The organism is Bradyrhizobium sp. 4, assembly GCF_023100905.1.
GTDB lineage: Bacteria > Pseudomonadota > Alphaproteobacteria > Rhizobiales > Xanthobacteraceae > Bradyrhizobium.
This window is the reverse complement of the sequence record NZ_CP064686.1, coordinates 2,121,863-2,143,470: the sequence shown is the minus strand read 5'-3', so window position 1 is coordinate 2,143,470 and position 21,608 is coordinate 2,121,863. Positions and strand designations below refer to the sequence as shown.

Annotated in this window: 18 protein-coding genes and 2 pseudogenes; 9 read left to right on the top strand and 11 right to left on the bottom strand. The window is 57.3% G+C overall.

The annotated features are described in order from the left end of the window. Positions 1–167: 167 nt before the first annotated feature. The 8 genes and pseudogenes from IVB45_RS09845 to IVB45_RS09810 all read right to left on the bottom strand — a co-directional run bounded on the left by IVB45_RS09845 (position 168) and on the right by IVB45_RS09810 (position 11,994). Complete coding sequence (locus IVB45_RS09845) at positions 168–533, bottom strand: response regulator (RefSeq protein WP_247356822.1); 366 nt, start codon at positions 531–533, stop codon at positions 168–170. After that, complete coding sequence (locus tag IVB45_RS09840) at positions 526–2,709, bottom strand: PAS domain S-box protein (protein ID WP_247356824.1); 2,184 nt, start codon at positions 2,707–2,709, stop codon at positions 526–528. The genes IVB45_RS09845 and IVB45_RS09840 overlap by 8 nt, the downstream gene beginning before the upstream one ends. 924 nt (positions 2,710–3,633) lie before the next feature. Next, a pseudogene (istB, locus tag IVB45_RS09835) lies at positions 3,634–4,355 on the bottom strand (IS21-like element helper ATPase IstB); the annotation flags it as partial. Between the two features lie 8 nt (positions 4,356–4,363). Next, a pseudogene (locus IVB45_RS09830) lies at positions 4,364–4,756 on the bottom strand (IS21 family transposase); the annotation flags it as partial. A 301-nt stretch (positions 4,757–5,057) separates the two neighbouring features. Then, positions 5,058–6,800, bottom strand: coding sequence for an ATP-binding protein (locus IVB45_RS09825; protein ID WP_247356827.1), 1,743 nt, complete (start codon positions 6,798–6,800; stop codon positions 5,058–5,060). A gap of 5 nt (positions 6,801–6,805) precedes the next feature. Next, positions 6,806–7,963, bottom strand: coding sequence for an FIST N-terminal domain-containing protein (locus tag IVB45_RS09820; RefSeq protein ID WP_247807613.1), 1,158 nt, complete (start codon positions 7,961–7,963; stop codon positions 6,806–6,808). A gap of 369 nt (positions 7,964–8,332) precedes the next feature. After that, positions 8,333–9,028 carry a sensor histidine kinase gene (locus IVB45_RS09815; RefSeq protein ID WP_247356832.1) on the bottom strand — a complete coding sequence of 232 codons (696 nt, stop codon included), beginning with the start codon at positions 9,026–9,028 and terminating at the stop codon, positions 8,333–8,335. Positions 9,029–9,378: 350 nt separating this feature from the next. Further along, positions 9,379–11,994, bottom strand: coding sequence for a GAF domain-containing protein (locus IVB45_RS09810; RefSeq protein WP_247356835.1), 2,616 nt, complete (start codon positions 11,992–11,994; stop codon positions 9,379–9,381). Between the two features lie 500 nt (positions 11,995–12,494). Here IVB45_RS09810 and IVB45_RS09805 point away from each other — a divergent pair, with 500 nt between their 5' ends. The 4 genes from IVB45_RS09805 (at position 12,495) to IVB45_RS09790 (ending at position 15,385) form a co-directional block, all read left to right on the top strand. Beyond that, on the top strand, positions 12,495–13,013 hold the full coding sequence (locus tag IVB45_RS09805; RefSeq protein ID WP_247356837.1) for a hypothetical protein: 519 nt from the start codon (positions 12,495–12,497) through the stop codon (positions 13,011–13,013). Between the two features lie 87 nt (positions 13,014–13,100). Then, positions 13,101–14,408, top strand: coding sequence for a DNA methyltransferase (locus IVB45_RS09800; RefSeq protein WP_247356841.1), 1,308 nt, complete (start codon positions 13,101–13,103; stop codon positions 14,406–14,408). A gap of 124 nt (positions 14,409–14,532) precedes the next feature. Next, positions 14,533–14,982, top strand: coding sequence for a DUF5681 domain-containing protein (locus IVB45_RS09795; protein WP_247356843.1), 450 nt, complete (start codon positions 14,533–14,535; stop codon positions 14,980–14,982). Further along, complete coding sequence (locus IVB45_RS09790) at positions 14,942–15,385, top strand: DUF5681 domain-containing protein (RefSeq protein ID WP_247356846.1); 444 nt, start codon at positions 14,942–14,944, stop codon at positions 15,383–15,385. Before IVB45_RS09795 ends, IVB45_RS09790 begins: the two co-directional genes overlap by 41 nt. On the opposite strand, the gene IVB45_RS09785 is transcribed toward IVB45_RS09790, so the two are convergent. Continuing rightward, positions 15,360–15,890, bottom strand: a complete 531-nt coding sequence (locus IVB45_RS09785; RefSeq protein WP_247356848.1) for a hypothetical protein — start codon at positions 15,888–15,890, stop codon at positions 15,360–15,362. The two genes, IVB45_RS09790 and IVB45_RS09785, sit on opposite strands and share 26 nt — an antisense overlap. A gap of 166 nt (positions 15,891–16,056) precedes the next feature. Between IVB45_RS09785 and IVB45_RS09780 the strand changes: the two genes are divergently transcribed. The 5 genes from IVB45_RS09780 (at position 16,057) to IVB45_RS09760 (ending at position 19,051) form a co-directional block, all read left to right on the top strand. Beyond that, on the top strand, positions 16,057–16,329 hold the full coding sequence (locus tag IVB45_RS09780) for a helix-turn-helix transcriptional regulator (RefSeq protein ID WP_247356851.1): 273 nt from the start codon (positions 16,057–16,059) through the stop codon (positions 16,327–16,329). A 153-nt stretch (positions 16,330–16,482) separates the two neighbouring features. Further along, entirely contained in the window at positions 16,483–16,707 is a 225-nt protein-coding gene (locus IVB45_RS09775; RefSeq protein ID WP_247356853.1) for a hypothetical protein, read from the top strand. Between the two features lie 88 nt (positions 16,708–16,795). After that, positions 16,796–17,062, top strand: coding sequence for a DUF3489 domain-containing protein (locus IVB45_RS09770; protein WP_247356855.1), 267 nt, complete (start codon positions 16,796–16,798; stop codon positions 17,060–17,062). Next, positions 17,059–17,550: a DUF2924 domain-containing protein gene (locus tag IVB45_RS09765; protein WP_247356856.1), complete on the top strand. Its 492-nt coding sequence runs from the start codon at positions 17,059–17,061 to the stop codon at positions 17,548–17,550. The genes IVB45_RS09770 and IVB45_RS09765 overlap by 4 nt, the downstream gene beginning before the upstream one ends. After that, positions 17,540–19,051 (top strand): recombinase family protein, encoded by a 1,512-nt coding sequence (locus IVB45_RS09760; protein WP_247356857.1) that lies wholly within the window; start codon positions 17,540–17,542, stop codon positions 19,049–19,051. Before IVB45_RS09765 ends, IVB45_RS09760 begins: the two co-directional genes overlap by 11 nt. A 514-nt stretch (positions 19,052–19,565) precedes the next feature. Here IVB45_RS09760 and IVB45_RS09755 read toward each other — a convergent pair. Further along, complete coding sequence (locus IVB45_RS09755) at positions 19,566–19,997, bottom strand: hypothetical protein (protein WP_247356858.1); 432 nt, start codon at positions 19,995–19,997, stop codon at positions 19,566–19,568. Positions 19,998–20,352: 355 nt separating this feature from the next. Beyond that, the gene (locus tag IVB45_RS09750) at positions 20,353–21,603 is read right to left on the bottom strand and encodes a hypothetical protein (RefSeq protein WP_247356859.1); all 1,251 of its coding nucleotides are present in this window, start codon (positions 21,601–21,603) and stop codon (positions 20,353–20,355) included. Positions 21,604–21,608: the final 5 nt, after the last annotated feature.

Sequence of the window (21,608 nt, the reverse complement as noted above, 5' to 3'; positions counted from 1 at the left end):
ACCTGAAGAAAGAACATCTGATGAACTCGCCCTGGGCGGTCCCATTGATGCATCGCAACAAGCACGCGGTTCACCGGCTTCGCGACGTCTATTCCGGGTCAAAGGCGGCAGTCCGTTCTGAGGCGCTGATTTCTGCTCTGGCCACGACGGCGCACATAGCCGCGCTTCTACGGGAGCGCCAGAATAATCTGCAGTTGCTCCTTTAATTGCTCGATAGAGAACGGCTTGCCGATTGCGGGCGCATGCCTGAACTCCTCCTCAAGCGGCGGTCCGCCATAACCGGTGCTGAACAGGAAAGGGATTTTCCGGTCGCGCAAGATGCGCGCTACCGGGAAGACACGTTCACCTGCCAGGTTCACGTCAAGCAGCGCCAGATCGAACGACGCCCTGGAGGCAAGTTCGCACGCCTTTGGCACGTGGGCGGCCGAGGCAACCACCTTCAACCCCAGCTCCTCGAGCATGTCTTCAATCATGAGGGCCACCAAGCCCTCATCTTCGACCAGCAGAACCCTGGCGCCAGACAGCTCAACCATTGGACGATGCAAGCACAACGGGAAACACCATACGGCAGCGGGTGCCCTCCGGCTCGAACACCAGATCGAACTCGCCCGCGAGGTCATGCTCTAAGCAACGCTCCATCAGTCGCGTGCCGAAGCCACGCCGCTTGGGTGGCGAAACCGGGGGCCCGCCGCGTTCGCGCCACTCGCATTCCACCGCATTTTGCGACACTTCGTTCGGGCCAACCCGCCAACTGAACGCCACAGTCCCATCGGGCACCGAGAGTGCGCCGTACTTTGCGGCGTTGGTCAGAAGCTCGTTCAGCACCATGGTGATGCTCAGTGCGGTGCGCGCGTCCAGATCGACGTGAGGCCCTTCTGCCAAAACCCGTCCGGCTGACACTGGAGCCACGATATCATGGACCAACTGTCCGAAAGGTGCGTCCTGCCAGTTTCGCCTGGTGAGCAGGTCGTGCGCGCGGGCCAGTGCAAGCAACCGTCCAGTGAACGTCGGCAGAAATTCCTGCAGGTCGGCCGCGTGGCGCGCCGTCTGGTTCGCGAGCGACTGCACGGTGGCCAGAGTGTTCTTCACACGATGATTGAGCTCGTCGATAAGGACCTTTTGGGCATTCTCGGCGCGCTTGCGCTCGCTGATATCGACCAGCATGTTGATGGCGCCGACCAGATTGCCCGCGACGTCTCGCAGGGGCGTCGGATAAGGAATGAACGGCACGCGTCTGCCGTCTGGACGTTCCGCCACCGCTTCGGCACCGCGGACCGGCCGGTTTTCGCGCAGCGCGACGGCCATTGGGCATTCGTTGTGCGGCAACGGCGAGCCGTCGGGCCAATAGAGCTTCCAGGTCACACACCACTCGTCGCCCGGCTGCGGCGTTCTGCCCGCCATCTCGACCGCGGCTCGATTGAAGAAGTTGATGCGCCCCTCGGCATCCGTCGTGTAGATGGCTGCCGGCAACGCCTCAAGGAGATCACGCATGCGCTGCTCGCCCTCGCGCAGACGGTCCTCCAGCTGCTTGGTGGTAGTGACATCTTGGACGACGCGCACGCCGTAAAGGAAGCGGCCTGCCGAATCCCGCACCGACGAACTGAAAATGTCGAGATAGCGCACTGATCCGTCGGGCCGCAATGCACGCTTGCGAACCGTGTAGTTGTCGATGTCGCCGCGGACTTGACGCGCGTATAGTTCGGCATCCTCGGTCTGGTCATCGGGATGGGTGTAGTCGATGAAGGTCATCCGCAACAGCTCGTCGCGCGCCCGGGCGGTGATGCGGCCGAGGGAATCGTTCACCCGCAAGAAGCGCCCGCTCTGATCAGTCTCAGCAATGCCGACGCTGGCGGCCTCATAAGTTGCTGCGAGCCTGGCTTCGCTAGCGTTCCGTGCCTCTTCGGCAATACGGAGTTCGGTGACATCTGTGGTGAAGCAGCGCGTGTTGACGAACTTGCCCTCGACAATGCGGCTATTCGACGTAATCAGCACATGCTTGATGGAGCCGTCACGCGCCCGCAGCCGCGCAGGAAAACGATCGAGCGGCTCGCCGCATGAAAGGCGCTGAAGGATATGGCCGATCACCGGCGCGTCGGCATGAAACTCGGCGACGTGGCGGCCGATGTACTCCTCGGGCGCGTAACCAAGCAGATCCAATTCGGCTTTATTTGCGCGAAGGATAATCCCCTCTCCGCTGACAATATGGAGACCAACAGCGCTGTTGTCGAAAAAATCCTCAAGATCCTGCGTCTTCCGGCGGACTTCCTCCTCCACCTGCTTGCGTCCGGTGATGTCCTGAAAGCAATTGATGGCACCTTGGATGCAGCCAGAATGATCGCGCAACGCCCGGATGTTGACCAGGGCCGAAAAGCGGGAGCCATCCGGCCGTGCCATTATCACTTCGGCATTGCGTGTGGGCGTTCCCACACGAACCGCTGCGGCCATGGGACAGTCGGCATGGGCAAGCGGAGTTCCATCGACCAGGTAGAGCTGATGCGAACCGCAGAAGCGCTCCTGCTTGGCAGGGTCAGGTGTTCGCCCCCAAGATTCCACGGCCTCGGTGTTGTAGGCGACGAGCAATCCGTCCGCGTCACAAAGATAAACAGCGCCGGGAATGGCATCGAGCGCGGCGTGGCCGGCCGCGACCAGCGCCTCGAACTCCGTGGGCCTTTGGCGCGCGGAAAACGGGAATTCTTCGACGTTTGACATGAGGCGCTCGGCTCTCGGGGGCGAGAGGAGCGACGGCCCGAGGCGGGCCTCGCCTATTGAAATGAACATGGGCGGACGCCCCTGAGGCCCGCCGAACCCACCAAAACGCATGGCGCGCCATTTGGTTCCGCGGAGGGCCGCAAAGTCACCCCCTAATCTCAGAAAAAGCGGCCCGCAAACTGAGGTGGCCTCAATCTACGGAGGGCAGTATGGCTACTCGACGGGCGCGGTCCCACACCTGTATTGCGACGCCGTCCACATATTGCTTGGCTTGGACAACGGCAGCGTCATCGTCTTCGCACTCGACGATCACGGGGGGCCCTGAATGTGCCCTTCTTTATCAAAGCGATAGAGGCGATACTCCGCCATGCCAGCACTCATGGGCGCTACTGTGATGCACACAATAATTTACTCACTGTTCCATCCGGCGCAAACATTTTGCAGGGCTGAATTAGGTCCGCGGCTACAGGCGTCGAGGTCGGCAGGCCAGCACCGGGGCATAGCATACGTACAACTCGGCGACCAGAACGGATCGCGAACGCGACTGCGTCAACGCCCTGTGCTCTTCGCGCCAATCGCGTCGGTTTGCCCGGATCGCGCTGACTCCCCACTCACCGGTGAACTGAAGTCTCAGGAATGCGGGCTGGCCTCAGACGGGCCAAACAACAGGCGACTTCGATCAACATCCAGGAGCGGAGGAGTCCCAGGCAACTGAGGCCGCTCACCACTTCACCGTGGCCCGCCTCGATTGTTTGGCGGAAAAGCGCCGTCTGGCGTGTCAATCGGCGTTCGACTGGGACCCCCTATCGGCATCCAAAAGGAAAGGGACCCCTTTGATCGGCGTGCTCTGCTGGTAGCGCTCGGGTCGTCGGAGCTGGTCGGGGTTGCGGAGACGGCGCGAGCGCGGGTTGTTTGAACATCGTCGCGGCTTTTGAATCGCCAGCTGTCGTTGCCGGTTTCGACGATGTCGCAGTGATGGGTCAATCGGTCGAGTAGCGCGGTGGTCATTTTGGCATCGCCGAACACGCTCGGCCATTCGCCGAACGCAAGATTGGTGGTGACAATGATGGAGGTGCGCTCGTAGAGCCGGCTGATAAGATGGAACAGGAGCTGACCGCCGGATTGCGCGAACGGCAGATAGCCCAGTCGTCGAGAACGATGAAGTCCATGCGGGTCAGATGCTCGGCGAGCCGTCCCTGCCGACCGTTGCGGGTCTCGGTCTCGAGCCGGTTGACGAGGTCGACGACGTTGTAGAAGCGTCCTCTGGCGCCATCGCGGATGCAACTTCTGGCGATGGCAATGGCGAGGTGTGTTTTGCCTGTACCGGTGCCGCCAACCAGCACGACGTTGCGTTGTTGGGCGATGAAGCCGCCGCCAGCGAGATCATTGACGAGAGTCTGATTGATCGGCGTGCCGTCGAACTGGAAGTCGGCGATGTCCTTGGCGAGCGGCAGCTTGGCAATGGTGAGCTGGTATTTGATCGACCTGGCTTGCTTCTCGTTGATCTCGGCGTTGAGCAGGTCGCCGACAATGCGCTGAGGTTCGTGCAGGCGCTTGACGGCAGTTGTCATGATCTCGTCGAAGGCGGCCTTCATGCCGTAGAGCTTGAGTTCGCCCATAAGATCGAAGATTTGGGTTCGTTCCATCAGATGGTCCTCCGCAGGTTGTCGTAACGGGCACAATCGGCGATCGGCGCATGACGAAGCGTCAGTGCGGCCGGCGTCATGATGTTGGCCGGTGGAGCGGGTTCGCGTTGACGGGCCAGAATGTTGAGCACGACATCGGCGGAATGGACGGCGTGACTAAGCGCTTCGGCAGAAGCCGCCTCTACCGCGGGCAGACCGTCAGTCAGGACCGCGTTGAGGATGTCGACCATCTGCCGATTGCCATCATCGGTGCTGGCGAGCTTGCGCCGGATCCGCTCGATCGCGGCCGGCAGCACCCAGGCATTGAAGGGAGCACCGTTGCGCAAGGCGCCGGGTTTGCGGGCGAGCACCGGCACATAATGCCAGGGGTCGTAGACGGTATCGCCGCGGCCAAAGGATCGCGTTGTTTACGCTCGGGCTCCGGGACTTTACCTACTTCTTCGAGGCCGAATCCGCCTATTTCGTTTGAGCTGGGAGCTGCCGCGCGATACTTATCTACCGGCTGCTCTTGAGGCTTTTTGTCCCGAGCAAAACACGACGTGTTTTTGTCATGCCGAGTGTCCGGGTCCGGGGTTGGCAGCGAAACAGATACTGCAGACGAACTCCTGACGCTAGACGCAATCGTGCTGACACGGACCGTACCGGCCTCGCTCTTTCTGGTCAGTCCCCATCAGCAGTAGTCAGTACGTGCCCGCCTTAGCGTCATGTCTCATCGAGAATTTTCCGTACTTTCTCGGCCAGCGCGCGAAACGTAAACGGCTTGCTCAACAAGTTGACCCCCGCATCAAGGCGGCCGTTGTGGACTATCGCATTGCGCGTGTAACCCGTAGTGAACAACACCTTGATCGTCGGATGCAGCCTTCTAGCGTGATCTGCGATATTTTTTCCGTGAAGATTATCCGGCAGCACCACATCGGTGAAAAGTAAATCGATGGTCCGAGACGATTCAAGAAAGCCGATTGCCGATGCTGCGTCCGCCGCTTCAAAGACTTGATATCCGAGTTCACGGAGAACTCCGGATGAATAGGCACGCAAATCGTCATGATCTTCCACAACTAAGATAGCCTCATTCCCCCGTAACATTGTCGCAGTCGGCGGGATGCGATTTACCTGCTCGTCGGGGCCCGTTTGGGATCGAGGAAGATAGATTTTGACTGTCGTGCCATGACCTAATTCGCTATAAATCCTGATGTGCCCACCCGTTTGTCGCACGAAACCGTAGACTTGGCTCAAGCCCAGGCCGGTGCCTTTGCCGACCTCTTTTGTGGTGAAGAATGGCTCGAATACGCGGTCTACGGTAGACTTATCCATTCCGCTTCCAGTGTCTGTAACGGCCACCAAAACGTATTGGCCGGAAGGGACGGGTTCTGGCAGTGCAGTAACATACTCATCGTCCAACCATGTATTGCCGGTCTCGATTGTAAGTCGTCCGCCGCCGGGCATTGCATCTCGGGCATTGACAGCAAGATTAAGGATCGCATGTTCCAGCTCAGACGCGTCAGCCAAGGCGCTCCACAAACCGGCGTTGCCTACGATTTCAAGCCGGACCCGTTCTCCCAATGTGCTGTTAAGCAATTCCGTCATTCCCGCGAGCAAGCGATCGACATCAATTGACCTTGGATCGAGCGGTTGGCGGCGCGAAAATGCCAACAATCGCGCGGTAAGCGTCGCCGCTCGCTGGGATGCGTGATGCGCCATTGCTTGGGCACGCATGATCCGCGCAAGCTGTGGTGCATCGGATATACTTGCAATTTGCCGGCCGATCGTCTCAAGGCCTCCCATTATCACGGTGAGCAAGTTGTTAAAGTCATGTGCAACCCCGCCGGTAAGCTGACCGATAGCTTCGAGCTTCTGCGCCTGACGCAGCGCTGCTTCCGCCTCATTCCGACGCGCAATTTCTTCCGCTACACGCTGTTCAAGGGTGGCATTCAGCTGCTGCAGTCTCAGGGATGTCGCCGATACACTTTTACGCGCGCCATCAAGCGCTTTTGCGAGATGCGTCGCATGAGTCGCCGCCTCCCTGGCGGAACGCTCGCGTGCCAGCGCTATATGAACCCTTGCCTCGGTTTTAAGTAACTCGATTAGTAGCGGAAGTCCCGGCTCTATTTCATTCCAACGGACACACAAATTCCTGCCGACAAACATCAAAATTGCCGTAGGGTCTGCACGAGACACTGCGGGAACGAGTGTGTTTGGACCAGGAAACGCCACCTCTCCAGAGAACTCGCAGCAGCGCGACGCCTGGTTTAAAAATGAGCGCCAAGACGGGCCGCCAGGCAGACGCTGATGAAATCCCTGAGCTGGCGCAAAACTGCCGGTTTCCTCATCTTTCAAGAAGACAAGAAATGCTTCGCCTCCCATTTCCCTAGCCAATCGGGCCGAGGCTTCCTGCCTACGGTTGGCGTCGGCAAATCCATTCAGAAGGCACGCCCCATCATCGTTCAACTGATCTACTCGGGAAATACGCAGACCACCGCAGTGCAATTGTGAAAGCCACTGAACTGGCCTTCCGCCCGCGCGATTTGACCGTGGGTATTACACCCTGTCAGTGGAACATCGGAAAATCTTTCCTGCAAGCTGGCGAGCTCTAAGCCGAACTCGTCCCCCATCCGCAGCCTGGTAGCGACGCAATCAAAGAAAAGGGCAGCGGCTGGACGCCCGCCTAATGCAGACAGGGCAGCATTTGAAGCCACCTTCGCGGCAGCGACCGCTGATTCTGTACTAGTCCTCATGATTCTTACAACTGACCCAGTGGGGACCTCAGCAGCGCATATAACTGCGCCCCCTGCGTCGACAGCAAGGGGCACCCGCAAGCGATGCTCGACCCCTGTCTCCACTCCAATGATATTATGCAGGAAGAATGGTAATGGTTCTTTCCGATCCAAGTTCTGAGCGGTTTCTTTGGCGTGTTCTTCGAACGCTTCGATAGCAGGGAAGCCATCAAGGCTGATTACCCGCATTCCGTCGCTTGCCGTTACGCGATAGGCCTTTGAAGCGGGTCTCCAGCCGTGACTAACGCCTACCCCTAATGGCTTCGAAGAAAGAATTTCCAGGGCGACCGCGGCGTCGGACAAAACTTCGTCACCACAAAATACCGTTGTCTTTTGGAATTGAGCGTTGTCCCCCGCGCCTCCACCAAAGAATTGATATTGACCGGCTGTAGCTAATGTCAGCTGATCCACCAAAATATCAGCGTGTCCGGCTAGAGCGTCAGCCAAAACGAGAGCGGATCGAAACGGAAACTGGCCGGGTGGTGTGGGTGTAAACCTGGAAACCATCGCTTGGGCGGCCGAAGCGGCATCCCGCGCGAGATTACGCCCGATACTGTATGAAAAGACTACGTCCTCTCCTACCAGTCCCATTGCGCAGGCTAAGCCTTGCCCGCTCGTCACATTCGTAAACTCACCTGCAGACGAGGCACCGACAACTATCGTCTCGGGCAACTCCCTCTTGATGGCCGAAAGCATCGCTTGGTGATCATGCTGGGGAGCAGCAAATACGACCAAAGCGTCGGGCGATTTAGTTAGGGATTTTTGCACTTCAGCAGCCAAGTACTGGCCTGCACTCGCGCTATCTCGCAAATCGGTTGAAACGACCGATGCCCTCATACCATCCCCCAAAAACGTGAACGGTCGTAAACGGCGAGGAGGGGAAATGGTTCCAAATGACGGTCCACTGGGACGGCGAGGGATATCGTAGTGATACGTTGAAAGCTGAGGCACTCGGAATGTGAGTAGAACTGCGAGGACGGTGTTATTGAAGTACAAATGAAGTTGGGTGCCAGCTCCGTGTTCGCGTGACCCGTGGATCCGCGCACCGTGGGGAAGGCACGATCGGAGCGGCTGGTTTCAGCGCCAAGGGCAACCGGATGCTGGACGACTTCACCGGTGCTGTTTCGCTGCGAGCATTTGGGGACGAGTCGAGCGGTCCAACCACGCTCTAGTCGACTACCGCAATAATGGTTTCTTGAAGCGAGCTTAGGGGAATGTTGATGTCGCAAACGACTCCGGTTGACTCGAACAGCAATCGAGCTTCGCCTTTAAGCTGACCGGGCAAAGCCGTCTGAATGAAACGGCTACCAAAATTCTTTTTGGCTGGTTCGACAACCGGCGGTCCACCGCGTTCGCGCCATTCAAGATGAAAGCGTTGGTTTTCCGCGTCAATCGACCAAGTGATGGCGACCGTCCCTCAGCAACTGACAGCGCGCCATATTTCAACGCATTGGTGCTTAGCTCGTGAATTATCATAGACAACGCGACCGCAGGTCCTGAAGACACGGCGACGTTGTTCCCCTCAATAGTGAATTGCTCGAAGCCTTTGGTCTGAAATGCTTTGATCGCGTTCTCGATCAGCGTTCGGCAACCCGCCCCGGTCCAGCTTTGTTGAATCAAGAGATCATGAGATACGCCGAGCGCGCTCATCCGCTCGGCGATGGTCTTGGCCGCCGCGTCAATAGATGAAGCATCCCGTAGGCTTTGAGCCGCAATCGCGGATGCAATCGCGAGCATGTTCTTTACGCGATGGTGCAGTTCCCCGATAAGAACGGTTTGTAGTTTTGCGGCAGCCACGTGGGCGTTCGCTTCAACGCCTGCTTTCAAAAGGAGGTCGCGAAGCACGTCGTTTTCGTTCTCAACTTCTCGCATGCGCTGATCGGCCTCGCTCAAAGCATTCATTTCATCTCACTCCGGCGAACGGTACTTGGACAACGGTATCCGACAAGGTTCAACAAATCCAAGTTTGGCAAATTGTTCGGGAGGCGAAGGGATCGATTGAACGACGGAGAGACCGCACTCACGCACTCGGTCTCCTTAAGAAGGCCGCCTGACCCTGATCCGTTCTCTTCGGGAGGCTCGCATACCGTGCGAGCCTTGCATTTTTTCGTCCCCGGATCGCATCTCGACGTCGGGACTTCGCATTTGTCGCAAGAGGCGGAGCGCGCCGACGCCGCCCACGCACTACGGGGTTACACCCCGACTCATGCACCGCATCACAATTGGACGCGCCGACGAAGGCGTTTGGCAAGCTAACTTCGGTTTGTCCGCGGCAATACGACCTTGAACTCAGTGAACAGCCCAAGCTCCGTCTCGACCTCGATGCTGCCGCCGTGTTGCTTTACGATAATGTCATGGCTCATCGACAGGCCCAGCCCAGTACCTTCCCCGGAAGGCTTCGTAGTGAAGAACGGGTTGAATATTTTCTCTTTGATTCCTTCCGGGATTCCGATGCCGTTATCGCGAACACGTATTTCGACCTTGTCTCCCAAGTTCCTTGTCGAAGCGGAAAGCATGGGTTCGAAGCCGTCACCAGCTTCCACTTTCCGTTTCGTGATGGCGTACAAACCATTCGATATCAGATTGAGCATAACCCGCGTGATCTCTTGTGGATACACGTCAGCCACACCAACGGAAGGGTCGAGATCGCGATGCAAAGCGATGCTGAAGCCTGCCTTTTCTGCTCTAGCACCGTGATAAGCCAGGTTGAAGCTCTCCTCGACTATCGCATTGATGTCCGTAGGACGATGCTCGCCGGAGCCCTCACGGGAGTGCTGTAGCATGTTTTTCACGATGGAGTCGGCGCGTTTGCCGTGCTGAACAACCTTTTCGAGGTTATCTTTCAGCGTCTTGGTCAGTTCCTCAACTTCTGCACGAATGTTGTCGGTCAAAGTGGCGGATTTGAGCACGTCATTCAACTCGTCGGTCAGCTCCGCCGAAAGGGCCGAGAAATTGTTGACGAAGTTGAGAGGGTTCTTGATCTCGTGTGCGATACCAGCGGTAAGCTGGCCGAGCGAGGCCAGCTTCTCGGTCTGCACTAGACGATTCTGCGCGGTTCGCAGATCGTTCAGGGAAGCCGCGAGTTCTTTGGTTCGCGCCTGAACTTCGTCGAACAGCCGCACGTTTTCGATAGCAATCACGGCCTGATCGGCGAAGGTTGTGACCAATTCGACCTGCTTGTCTGTAAAAGGTTGCATTGTTCGGCGCAGCAGCACGAGTGCGCCAACTGGGTTGCCTTCGCGGAGAAGGGGTACTCCGAGAAATGTTCGCGGATTACCGCTTAGTTTCTGCGCCTCCGAGAACGCGTAATCGGGATCGGCAAGCACGTCTGGCACATGAATCACCTTTCCTTCAAGCAGGGTTCGGCCCGTAATGGTCGCGCGTTCCGGCTTGACAGGGATGTCTTTCACATAATCCATGAACTCCGGCGTAAAGCCGTATGATCCGGCGCGGAAATATTCGTCCCCTTTCTGGCGCGTGATCGCGGCCATATCCGCCTCGCACAATCGAGCCGCAGACTCGACGAGCGTGTCCAGGACGGTTTGCAGGTCAAAGGCAGAGCGGCTGATGACCTTGAGCACATCGGCGGTCGCAGTCTGCTGCTGGAGCGACTCTCGCAGATCCTCGGTGCTCGCGCGGAGCTCACGAAGCAACCTCGTGTTTTCGATAGCGATCACTGCTTGAGCCGCGAACTGTTTCAGGAGCGATATCTGCTTCTCCGAGAAACGCGTCGGCTCCTGGCGGAAGATCATGAAGTTACCGACCAGCTGATCGTTCTTTAGGAGCGGAACGGCAAGAACACTTCGCGCCTCTCCTAGATCGACCAGCGCGCGCCGGTTGGGTTCGCCTCTGAGATAGGCATCGGACTCGCGAAGATCGGAAATTTCTACAATCGGTTCGCCACGCAAGAGGCGGGCCGGCGCCGTGCCGGGTCCGTACTCCAACGGCCGGTTACGCCGGTATTCATCATAGGCTGAAGGGAGCCCACGCGTGGCAGCGGTATGAAACAGCTCGCCGTCGAATGTATTGAGCACACCGAAATCGGCAGCGCAAAGGTCCATCGCCTTATCGAGCATCGCGTCGAAGACGAGTCCTAAGTCGCCGAAAGAACCGCTGATTACGCCGAGAACTTCGGCGGTCGCGGTCTGTTGCTGTAAAGATTCGGAAAGTTCGCGCGATTGTCTCTGGACCTCCTCGAACAGGCCGGCATTCTCAATTGCAATAAAGGCCTGACTGGCAAAGCTTTCCACGAATGAGATTTGCTCCGGGGTGAAAGGTTTAACCTCTTGCCGGTACAAGTTGATGACTCCGACAATATTGTCGTCCCTGATCATCGGAACGTACAGCACCGTCCGCGCACCGCCGAGTTCGACGCCTGCAACCGCGTTGGGATTGCCCACCCGATAAGCGTCGCTCTCACGGGCATCAGGTATATGCGCTGGTTTCCTGGTCGCTCGCATGAGATCAACCGGGGTCGCTGCACCGCCTGTATGGAGATGCTGCTGACGATACGCGGCCAGTGCAGGAGGGACACCGATTTCCGCCATGGCCCGCATAGCGCCTTCTTCCATCTTATAGATGAAGCCGCATTGCGCCGCGCAAATGCGCATGGCATTGGCGAGCATCGCCTCGAACACCGGTCCGAGTTCACCGCGAGCGGAAGATATAATTTGAAGAACCTCAGCGGTTGCCGCCTGCCGTTCACGTGCCTCAGCCAGTCCGAAGGTAAGGCGGCTAACTTCCGTCCGCAGATCGGCAGCCGACGGACCACTCGGGTCCCGGATTTTCGCTTGGCTCTTGCGCTTCGCCTTAGGAGCCTTTTTACCCGACTTTTGGGCACTGCTCCGTTCCGAGGACCGTTGGGTCATATATAGCCTCTGATCTCAAGGCATTCTATTGCTTTGAGGCGGTATCCCGGAAGGGCAGAACTCCAAAAAATTGGAGCAAATGAACGAGCCGATCCGATGTCAGTTCAGGTCACAAGCTGAAACTTGGATGGCTGAGGTGCCAAGGTCCGATTCTTAGCCAGACGCGGACCTCGGACGGTCGATTCCGTGGGCATGATCAGGGACGCGTGAATCTACGATTTAGGACCGAGGGGAGCTGGCAAAGCGGCGTCTCCTAGACACTCTGTTCCATAATCGTTCATTACGCGCATCCTCGCCGCCTCGGCGAAGTTTCCATTGATGGTTAAAATCATCGACCTCCTAGGAAGGCTCTACATCGGTTTTGCGCGAGCGCCGCTAGGGGTACGAGGGTCCAAAATCCATATTATCTCGCGGTGAGCACTGGCAGATTCGCCCGCTTTCGTTGACGTCTAAGGCGCATAAGCTATTGTTTTCCCGCGATCAATCGCGGAAAAATGTTCATGGAAACATCAATAAAAACAATTTTCGAGCAGCAGCAGCGCCTCAAGCGAGATCCGATCGAAATCCTCTCCAGCGCGCTCCGTCTCAACGGCAGTTTGAGCGGTGACGATGTGCTGTATGCATTGGAGCACGCGACAGGCCGCCCGCTTCCCGAAGAGCTGCAGGCGCGCATCAGATCCCTCGTCGATCCGACTGCTGCAAGGCGTGGCCGCCCTCCTGCAACGGCCGAAAAACGCGCTATCACGGACTTTGTGATGGAGGAATTGGATCGGGCCTATGCAAGCCTGCTCGCACATTTTCAGCGCGACAAGACTTATACCGGCGATCAGCCTGCCTCCGAGCGCGCATATCGGAGGCTAGCGGAAGGATATGTTCAGGGACTCGGGCTGCTCTTCGAATGGCGCAGCTTACAAAATACGCACTCCGCTTGGCGCAACGAGCGCCTCAACGCGCCGGACGATCCTGTCGATTCCGATGATTTCGATGCCGAGATCGCTCGGCAATTTCCACGAACATAACAACAGGAGCAATTCAGATGAGTTATTCGAGCAACACCATCTGGTTTCCTGAAGCGCCACAACTTTGCGCTTTCACGGAGACCCTTTATGAACTTCGAACATCGCCCAACTGCTTCACTTAAGCCCTACACGAATAACGCTCGCACCCATTCGCCTAAGCAGATCAAGCAGATTGCCAGGAGCATCGAGCGTTTCGGCTTCAACAACCCTGTCTTGATTGACGATGATGATCTGATCATCGCCGGGCATGGGAGGGTTGAAGCTGCCAAGCTGCTGAAGCTGAAGACCGTCCCCTGCGTTCGTCTCTCCCACCTGAGCGAGCAGGACAAGCGGGCCTACATTCTCGCCGACAACCGGCTCGCGGAAAAGTCGGGCTGGGACAACGAAGTCCTGGCCATTGAGCTTCAGAATCTCGTTGATGTGGGATTTGATCTTGATGCCATCGGCTTCGAGCCGGCGGAGACAGATCTCATCATTGAAGGAATTGGTGACGAAAGCGATCAGCCGGAAAATCAGATTCCCGATGCGCCGGACGAACCTCCGGTCAGCCGGTCTGGCGACGTCTGGCAGCTGGGCAAGCATTTCCTGGTGTGCGGGGATTCAACGAGCGACGACGCGTATCAGCTTTTAATGGGGCATGATCTCGCCGATTTCGTCTTCACGGATCCGCCCTACAACGTCCGGATCGACGGTCATGTGTCTGGTCTTGGCAATATTCGCCACCGCGAGTTTGCGATGGCCTCCGGCGAAATGTCCGAGGGCCAGTTCACAAAGTTCCTGGCAGACGTTTACGAACTGATGCGCCGCTATTCAGTCGATGGATCAATCCATCAGGTCTGCATGGACTGGCGCCACATGCGGGAGATGCTCGCAGCAGGCGATGCTCACTATTCAGAACTGAAGAACGTCTGCATCTGGAACAAGAGCAATGCTGGCATGGGAACATTTTACCGCTCTAAGCATGAACTGGTCTTTATCTGGAAGAACGGAGACGCTCCGCACATCAACACATTCGAACTCGGGCAGCATGGTCGCCATCGGAGTAATGTCTGGGACTATGACGGCGTCAATTCGATGAAGGCTGGTCGGCTGGACGAGCTGGCCATGCATCCGACGGTCAAGCCGGTCGCGCTCGTCGCCGACGCCATTAAGGATTGCTCCAAGCGCGGGAATATCGTGTTGGACCCCTTCTGTGGCAGCGGAACGATCCTGATCGCCGCCGAGAAGACAGGACGTCGTGCTCGCGCCATCGAAATCGATCCCGGCTACGTCGACGTCGCGATCCGGCGCTGGCAGACCTACACGGGCAAGGTCGCCCGGCTCGCGCCTCTAAGTGAGACATTCGAGGAGGTAGCCGAAGCACGGGCCAGCGGCACAACGACTTCTACGGAGTGAACGTGGCTTGTGCTGAGGCACCTCTCACAGAAAAGAAGCAGCTTCAAATGGGGGCTTGGGTGAGCCGGAGGCGCTAATTCTCTTGCGTGCCGGTTCATCCCAAGTTGTTCTGAGGAAACGTGAAATGACAGACTCCAACGCTCCAACCGATAAGGCCGACGCTCCAGACGATTACGACATCGGCTATGGAAAGCCGCCCAGGCAGCATCAGTTTCCAAAGGGCAAGTCGGGCAATCCGCGGGGCCGCCCAAAGCGGCCCGAGGGTGTCAGCATTCGAGAATTGCTCGACACGAGCCAGCGCGGAAAGAATGGCAGCACAGTCTCCACTCGCGAAGCACTGGTCATTCGGCTCTTGAATGATGCCATGAGTGGCAAACAGAAGGCGTTCAGCAAGTTCCTCCATCTCATGCAGCTGTCTGGGTTGCTTCGGAAGGAAGTTCCCTTGCGAAGCAGTGTTATCGTCGTACCCAGAAGGCCCGAAGACCGCCCATCACCTAAGGTCCTTGCTGCGTGGTTGAGGAGTGAAGGAAGACATGAAGAAGCTGACAAGATCGACCCAAAGCCCGACGTATGATGTCGGATACGGAAAGCCGCCTGAGGCGTACCAATTCAAGAAGGGGCAAACAGGCAATCCGCGAGGGCGGAAGAAGTCCGATGAGAACCTTATTATGGTCTTCAAGCGGCTGGCGAACCGACTGGTCAAGTTCAGCGTAAACGGCGAAACACAGACGATGTCGATGGCGCAGTTAATCATTATGCAAAACATGAAGGCTGCGCTCAATCGGGATCAAATTGCGATGGGCAATATCATGAAGCTGATGGAGATTAGTGGGGAGTATTTGGACTGGAGCAATCCCGACTTGGTTGGCAAGCCGATTATCGTGCCCGAAAAGTGGGATAATACTGACGAGCTTCTGGCACTGCATGGGGTTGGGACCGTTCGCATGCCTTCTAGCCACCAAACAGACGACTCTTGAGCTCGTCGATATCCATGATCGCCTGAAACTTCGACTTGGCGACCTCACGGTGCATAGGACGTTCCATTTTTTGGCCGAGGCTATTCGACTTGGAATGCCGAGCGACCCGGGATCCGATATCAGGCAGCGCCTGTCCCGGGTCGCCCCCTAACCACAGATACCTTTCGATTTTGAGGCTTGCCGGGTCGAATACCAGCCAGATTACACATCCGCCCGGCTTCGCGAGCAGCTTAGTGCCGATGCTGACATGACGCACCTTCGAACTGATGAAGCTCGACTTGAGCTGCACGTGTCGGATCAGCCCGTTGGATTCCAGTACAAGATCGTAACCGCCGCGATCGACCTCTCCTTTCAACACCTCGATGTCGCGCTGGTCTGCGCGCCACATCGCGGCGAGCAGGTCGCCCAAAAAAATGTGCGCGAGCGCCTGTTCCCGCAGGCTTGAGTCCTGAGAATGCCAGGCCGTCTTCAAGTGGTCAGTCGCTTGGATCAATTGTGTGGTCATGCTGTAGCTCCCTTTCGTCCGACAGTGACGCTCTCTTGGCGCGGGAAGTCCACTGACTGGTCGGGACGCGGGCCAGTGTCACAGCTCAGAGTTAATATTATCCGCTTTTGGGATAATCCGTTATCGGGATCAGATTCCGTGCCGCCGATTCCTCCATCCGGCGGTCATGGAAAAGTCCCTCAAATCCGCGGAATATGCTCGCCTGATTGGCCTTCTTGTCGCAGCGCGACAAAAGGCCGGCATTCGTCAGCATGGATTGGCCAAGAAACTTGGTCGCCCGCAATCATTTGTGGCCAAGTACGAAGGCGGCGAACGCCGGATTGATCTCGTGGAATTTGTTGCCATTGCCCGCGCGATGGACACAGATCCTCTCAGGCTGCTCAGGGAATTTTTGGCCGAAAAACCGGTCCGGCCAGCCAAACGACGGCCGCGCACCTAACCTTGGGCAAAACAGCGCAGTTTGAGGGCGTTGTCGCTCTATTTCGGCGAGCATGTTGTGCTCGTACAGGGCGCAAATGAGCCATATCGTTGCTCGCAATCTGCTCGACTTCGCCGTCAATCGGAGCGGTACTGTGGCCCATGAGGAGGGCCCATGGCCAACACAGATTCCCTGCACGAGGCGATCGGCGTGTGCATCGGGCAGATCAATAACAATCTAGCCGAGGCTTCGCGCATCGCACGGGCAGCCTCGGCCTGTGTCGCAGCCGGCAGCGTTGCCGAAGGGGTCGAGGTGTCCATGGAGATCGAGCAGCTGCTTTACGAGGCCAGCCGCCTCCACGATGCCATCTGCCTGATGAACCGGCTCGCGCAAAGCTGATCAGGCCCGGTCGTCGTTCTCGCCCCCGCTTTGCGGGGCTTGTCCCAGTGGCAGCACGTGATGCTGTCAATGATGACAGGAGAACGAAATGGCCAAGACCAAATCTGCGGTCGCCAAGGCAACGGCAGCGGCCCCTCGCAAATCAGCGTCCAAGCAGGAAAAGGTCCTCGGTCTGCTCAGACAGCCCAAGGGCACAACGATTGACGCGGTCGCCAAGGTGACCCATTGGCAACCCCACTCGGTGCGGGGATTTTTTGCGGGCGTTGTGAAGAAGAAGCTCGGACTGGCGCTCACCTCACAGAAGATTGGCGACCAGCGATATTATCGTATCACCAAATCCGGAGCGGCCACGTGAAGCAGTCTCCGGGGGGCGCCGAACCGAACCGCGACGTCGAGGCTGAGCTGGAGCGCCTGCCGGCCACCCCGATTGTCGAGCTGCGCAAACGCTATCGCGAACTATTCAAGACCAACCCGCCCGAGGCCTTCGGGCCTGACCTGCTCCGGCGAGGCATCGCTCACCGCATCCAGGAAAAGGCCTATGGGGGCCTCCCCTCCACTGTTCAACGGCTCCTTGACCAGCTGGTGAAGGCGGCAGCCGCCAAACCGGGCGCGCGGCTGGAATTGCCCCGCCGGATCAAGCCGGGGTCCGAGCTTGTGAGAACCTGGAACCGGCAGACCTACCGGGTCATCGTGATGGAGGATGGATTCGCCTATGGCGGCAAGACCTTTGCCAGCCTGTCGGAGATCGCCACGTTGATCACCGGCATAAAATGGAACGGGCCACGGTTCTTCGGCCTGAGATCGGCCAAGTCCGGCGGCGAAGGCACCGGCGATGCCGGCTGATTTACCCCGAACACTGCGCTGCGCCATCTACACCCGGAAATCGACCGAGCACGGGCTCGACCAGGAGTTCAACTCTCTCGATGCACAACGCGAGGCCTGCGAAGCCTACATCAAAAGTCAGGCGTTGCAGGGCTGGAAGCTTGTCCCAGCGCATTACGACGATCCGGCTTATTCCGGCGGCAACCTCGAACGGCCGGCGCTGAAGCGACTCCTCCGCGATATCGAGCTTGGCAACATCGACGTTGTCGTGGTCTACAAAATCGACCGTCTGACCCGCTCGCTGGCCGACTTCGCAAAGATAGTCGAGACCTTCGACGCCACATCCGTCTCGTTCGTCGCAGTGACCCAGCAGTTCAACACCACGACGTCGATGGGACGGCTTACTCTCAACATCCTCTTGTCATTCGCTCAATTCGAGCGTGAGCTCGCATCGGAGCGGGTCAAAGACAAGATTGCCGCCTCCCGCAAGAAGGGCAAGTGGACCGGTGGCACCGTCCCACTCGGCTACGACGCCAAGGACAAGAAGCTGGTCGTCAACAAGACCGAAGCCGAGAGCGTCCGGACCATGTTCCAGCTCTACCTCGAGCATCGTTCATTCGGCAAACTGGTCGGAGAACTCGACCGCAGGGGCATCGTCACGAAGCGCCGCATGACCAAAGTCGCAAAATATCAGGGCGGCATCCCCTTTACGTACGGTCCCCTCGCCTACTTCCTCAAGAACCGCGTCTATCTCGGCGAAATTCATCACGGCGGCAAATGGTTCAAAGGAGAGCACGCTGCGATCCTCGACCGCGCGACGTTCGATCAAGTGCAGCAGCTTCTTAAAGAGAACAGTGCCAGCCGCGGCACGAAATTCTCTGAAAGCGGCGCGCTGCTCAAAGGCAAGCTGTTCGACGACAACGGCAACCGAATGGGCCCGACTTTTTCTAGCAAGAATGGAGTTCGATATCGCTTTTTCACGAGCAACGCCTTGCGTGGACGACAGGACAGGGCCGGCTCGGTCTCGCGAGTCTCCGCTCCCGAGATCGAAACTCTCGTCGAAGCGGAGGTGCGACGCAGGTTAGAGATCGACGACATCGGAAGTGAGTTGTTTACTCGCATCGAACGCGTGACAATATTGAAGGACAGTCTTCAAGTGACGCTAAACGATAGTTCGGCCAAAGCAGACCCGATCAAGATACCTTGGACGCCGCGGCCGAAAACTCAAGCGCAGCCTGCGCAATACTCCGGCGAAATACAGGCTGATCCCAAGCTTCTGAAAGCGATCATCAGAGCTCACGCGTGGCTTCGCGCACTTTCGGACGGCGATCACGCGTCCATTGAAGAACTCGCCGAATCGGTAAGCTTCAACCCAAAGGTCATTCGCCAGAGCCTCAGGCTCGCCTTCCTCCCTCCCGAGATGCTGACCACCGTCCTGCGTGGTGATAGCCAAATTCTGCTGAGACAGATCCCGAAGCTACTCCCCCTGGCTTGGCAAACGCAACGGCAATGCATCAGTTGATCTAACGCAGCACAAGCCGGGCTCTCTCGGTTCCGCGATCCTGGAATAGTTTTATCAAGTGCGAAGGATTCCTGTTTTTGCTGAACCCGGCGCGTGCGACCTACCCTAAACCCTGGCAATTAGCGCAGCCAATAGTCTCGCTGAACACTGGTCGATCGAAAAGCAAGCGGTTCGATATTCCTTGGACACCATCTCAGGCAAAGTCCCTGCGCGCAAGCCCAGACGGAAAGGTCGACCAAGTGCTGCTTAGCTCAATGGTCCGCGCACGCCTGTTTCTGAACGAGCGATGATTATTCGGCCACCACGTTTCGATCGGAAGTTTGGCTGCCTCGATTGGAATGCATCCGAAGATCGTGCGGCAACCCCCGAGGATCGCTTTTCTCGCGCCAGATGCGACCAGCGCGATTCTCGCTGAAATACCTACCAATCAAGCTGAAGCAGATCCCACAAAATCTGCAACTTGCTTAGAGCGACCATGAAGTATTCTCGGCCTGCACCTGACCATTGCTCGGCCTTACGCGGCCTCGCTTCGGCCGCCCTCGACCACAGTAAACAATGCGCGCCGATCCGCCGGGAAGGTCCGTGACGCGCTCTTTTCGTCGACTGGCTCTACGTGGGATTGGCCATTCTCCACCAGAACAGCCGCTGGTGCCGGTGCGTCCTGCGTCGGTTCAATGCACGCTGCGGCAGCTCTGGCGCTCTCTTCCATCATCTCAAGCGCGGTCGCGCCCTTTGCAGTCAACCGCCAGCCGAACGAATATCTCTGCACAAAACCGATCGAGAAAATGTCCAATGAAGGGAATGCGGCACCAAGGCGCTTGCTATACTCTGCCCAGTCAGCACCGCTGGTTGCCAAAAGTGCGAGGTCGCGCTTGATGTCCGAAAGCGTAGCCAACCCGTTCGGGTAGCTGGCAAGCACCTTTAAGATGGACACTTGGAAATTCACGGCCCGCAACCCACACCGGTATACCAACCATTCTGTTAGAGAATCACTGGTCTAACAACCCCTCCCAGGCGTTCCCATAACAACCAAGGGTCACCACTCATAAACCTGAGGCGCCGATCGGATGTTATGGAAGATCACCGGATGGGGCGGATTCCTGGTGCCCAGGAAAGGATTGCACGAGCCATCCCGCACCCTATTGATAAATCACAATATTTTCAAGCCTCGCGATTGCTTGTTACACAGTCTTGTATCCGCGCGGCGCGGGCGGCCCGCTCGTCCGGGCATCCACAACGCGACTTGTTGCGACCATAATGCTGAAACGTTGGGCATCCATGCCGTAAGCAATGACCAAGCTCTAGGCCTTCGACCTCTGCGCAAGAGCCCGCAGGCGAAGCTTACTCATCCGAATATTCTGCTTCAGACGACCTGCTGAGATTGGCGAGCTGAGGTAGTCTAGGATGTCGGCGTATTTGGTGAGATTGTGCTTGTTAAAGGCCGCGAATCTCAACAGCTCGCCTGCATATATACTGGCCCATTGTGCACACAGTAGAGAATGCTCTCCGCCTTCCCCTCTGTGAACAACAGCGTGGCGAGAATTGGCAATGAAGTCGAGTCTGGCTCTCGTGAGCTCGGGCGGTGTGAATATCGAAGACGCCCTTTCGATTGCCTTTTCTAGGGGCTCCTTACCATCTGCTCGCGACGTCACTAGCTCGATGCACGTCCAAAGCTTGATCAGTGCGACATCAACTTGAGTGGCGCTCAACCCATCTTGGAAAAGTACAATCGCGGTCGCAAGTCGATCTGGGAAATCGATTCGGCTTATTCGCTTCATCCAGCGTTTCGTATAGATCGCCAGATCATCCAAATCATCGTGCCGTGCCGTGAAGTTCAACTTGAATTGGCGCGGGTAGCTACTGTCGCTGATCCAACCACCCATCTTTCTATTGTCCTGATCGACGACAATCACTGGGGACGAGAGCAAATACTTACCTAAAGGCACGCTTGGAATGCCGAATCTCTTACTAAGCCCGTAGCCCTGCGATGCAAGATTCAGCAATCCGAGCGAAAATTGGATAGACCTGATGCCCTCCTCAAGCGCGCTACGCCCATCGCGGGCCTTGATCTTCGCTCTCACGAAAAGGAAATCATCCTCAAAGCTAGCGAGACGGCTTTCGAACGCATGCTCCTTCTTTAGAATGCGAAGCTGGCCAGGCAAAATCTGAGCCTGCGGCACGATTGGCCCGTAGTACGAACTTAACGATTTGGGAATCTTCTTGTTCTTTGGGACGTTGATCTGAGCAAGGACGGAATGAGCAGCCGTTGGCTTAGATTGAATTTTGACGACCGCATCTCGTAGATGACGAACGAATGTTTTCTCATCGAATTTTTTGATCTTTGCGCACTCGTTTATCGCTGACCAAATTGCCCCATCCTTTTCATGGTCGGGGATTTTTGGAATGAACGACAGACTGGCAATAAGCTGGAACGTGTGCTGGTCGACCTCCATCGGCCACGCAATCCGACCATCATTAGTCGTATCAAACGCGGCAGAAAACCAATTAAGCTCTCGGTTAATGTCTCGATCTATCTTGATAGCTACTGACATCTTCA

Excerpts from the sequence above, each read along its gene's own strand:
- IVB45_RS09845 (WP_247356822.1), bottom strand. The coding sequence starts at position 533 with ATGGTTGAGCTGTCTGGCGCCAGGGTTCTGCTGGTCGAAGATGAGGGC.
- IVB45_RS09840 (WP_247356824.1), bottom strand. The coding sequence starts at position 2,709 with ATGTCAAACGTCGAAGAATTCCCGTTTTCCGCGCGCCAAAGGCCCACG.
- IVB45_RS09820 (WP_247807613.1), bottom strand. The coding sequence starts at position 7,963 with ATGAGGGCATCGGTCGTTTCAACCGATTTGCGAGATAGCGCGAGTGCA.
- IVB45_RS09815 (WP_247356832.1), bottom strand. The coding sequence starts at position 9,028 with ATGAATGCTTTGAGCGAGGCCGATCAGCGCATGCGAGAAGTTGAGAAC.
- IVB45_RS09810 (WP_247356835.1), bottom strand. The coding sequence starts at position 11,994 with ATGACCCAACGGTCCTCGGAACGGAGCAGTGCCCAAAAGTCGGGTAAA.
- IVB45_RS09805 (WP_247356837.1), top strand. The coding sequence starts at position 12,495 with ATGGAAACATCAATAAAAACAATTTTCGAGCAGCAGCAGCGCCTCAAG.
- IVB45_RS09800 (WP_247356841.1), top strand. The coding sequence starts at position 13,101 with ATGAACTTCGAACATCGCCCAACTGCTTCACTTAAGCCCTACACGAAT.
- IVB45_RS09795 (WP_247356843.1), top strand. The coding sequence starts at position 14,533 with ATGACAGACTCCAACGCTCCAACCGATAAGGCCGACGCTCCAGACGAT.
- IVB45_RS09790 (WP_247356846.1), top strand. The coding sequence starts at position 14,942 with ATGAAGAAGCTGACAAGATCGACCCAAAGCCCGACGTATGATGTCGGA.
- IVB45_RS09785 (WP_247356848.1), bottom strand. The coding sequence starts at position 15,890 with ATGACCACACAATTGATCCAAGCGACTGACCACTTGAAGACGGCCTGG.
- IVB45_RS09780 (WP_247356851.1), top strand. The coding sequence starts at position 16,057 with ATGGAAAAGTCCCTCAAATCCGCGGAATATGCTCGCCTGATTGGCCTT.
- IVB45_RS09775 (WP_247356853.1), top strand. The coding sequence starts at position 16,483 with ATGGCCAACACAGATTCCCTGCACGAGGCGATCGGCGTGTGCATCGGG.
- IVB45_RS09770 (WP_247356855.1), top strand. The coding sequence starts at position 16,796 with ATGGCCAAGACCAAATCTGCGGTCGCCAAGGCAACGGCAGCGGCCCCT.
- IVB45_RS09760 (WP_247356857.1), top strand. The coding sequence starts at position 17,540 with ATGCCGGCTGATTTACCCCGAACACTGCGCTGCGCCATCTACACCCGG.
- IVB45_RS09750 (WP_247356859.1), bottom strand. The coding sequence starts at position 21,603 with ATGTCAGTAGCTATCAAGATAGATCGAGACATTAACCGAGAGCTTAAT.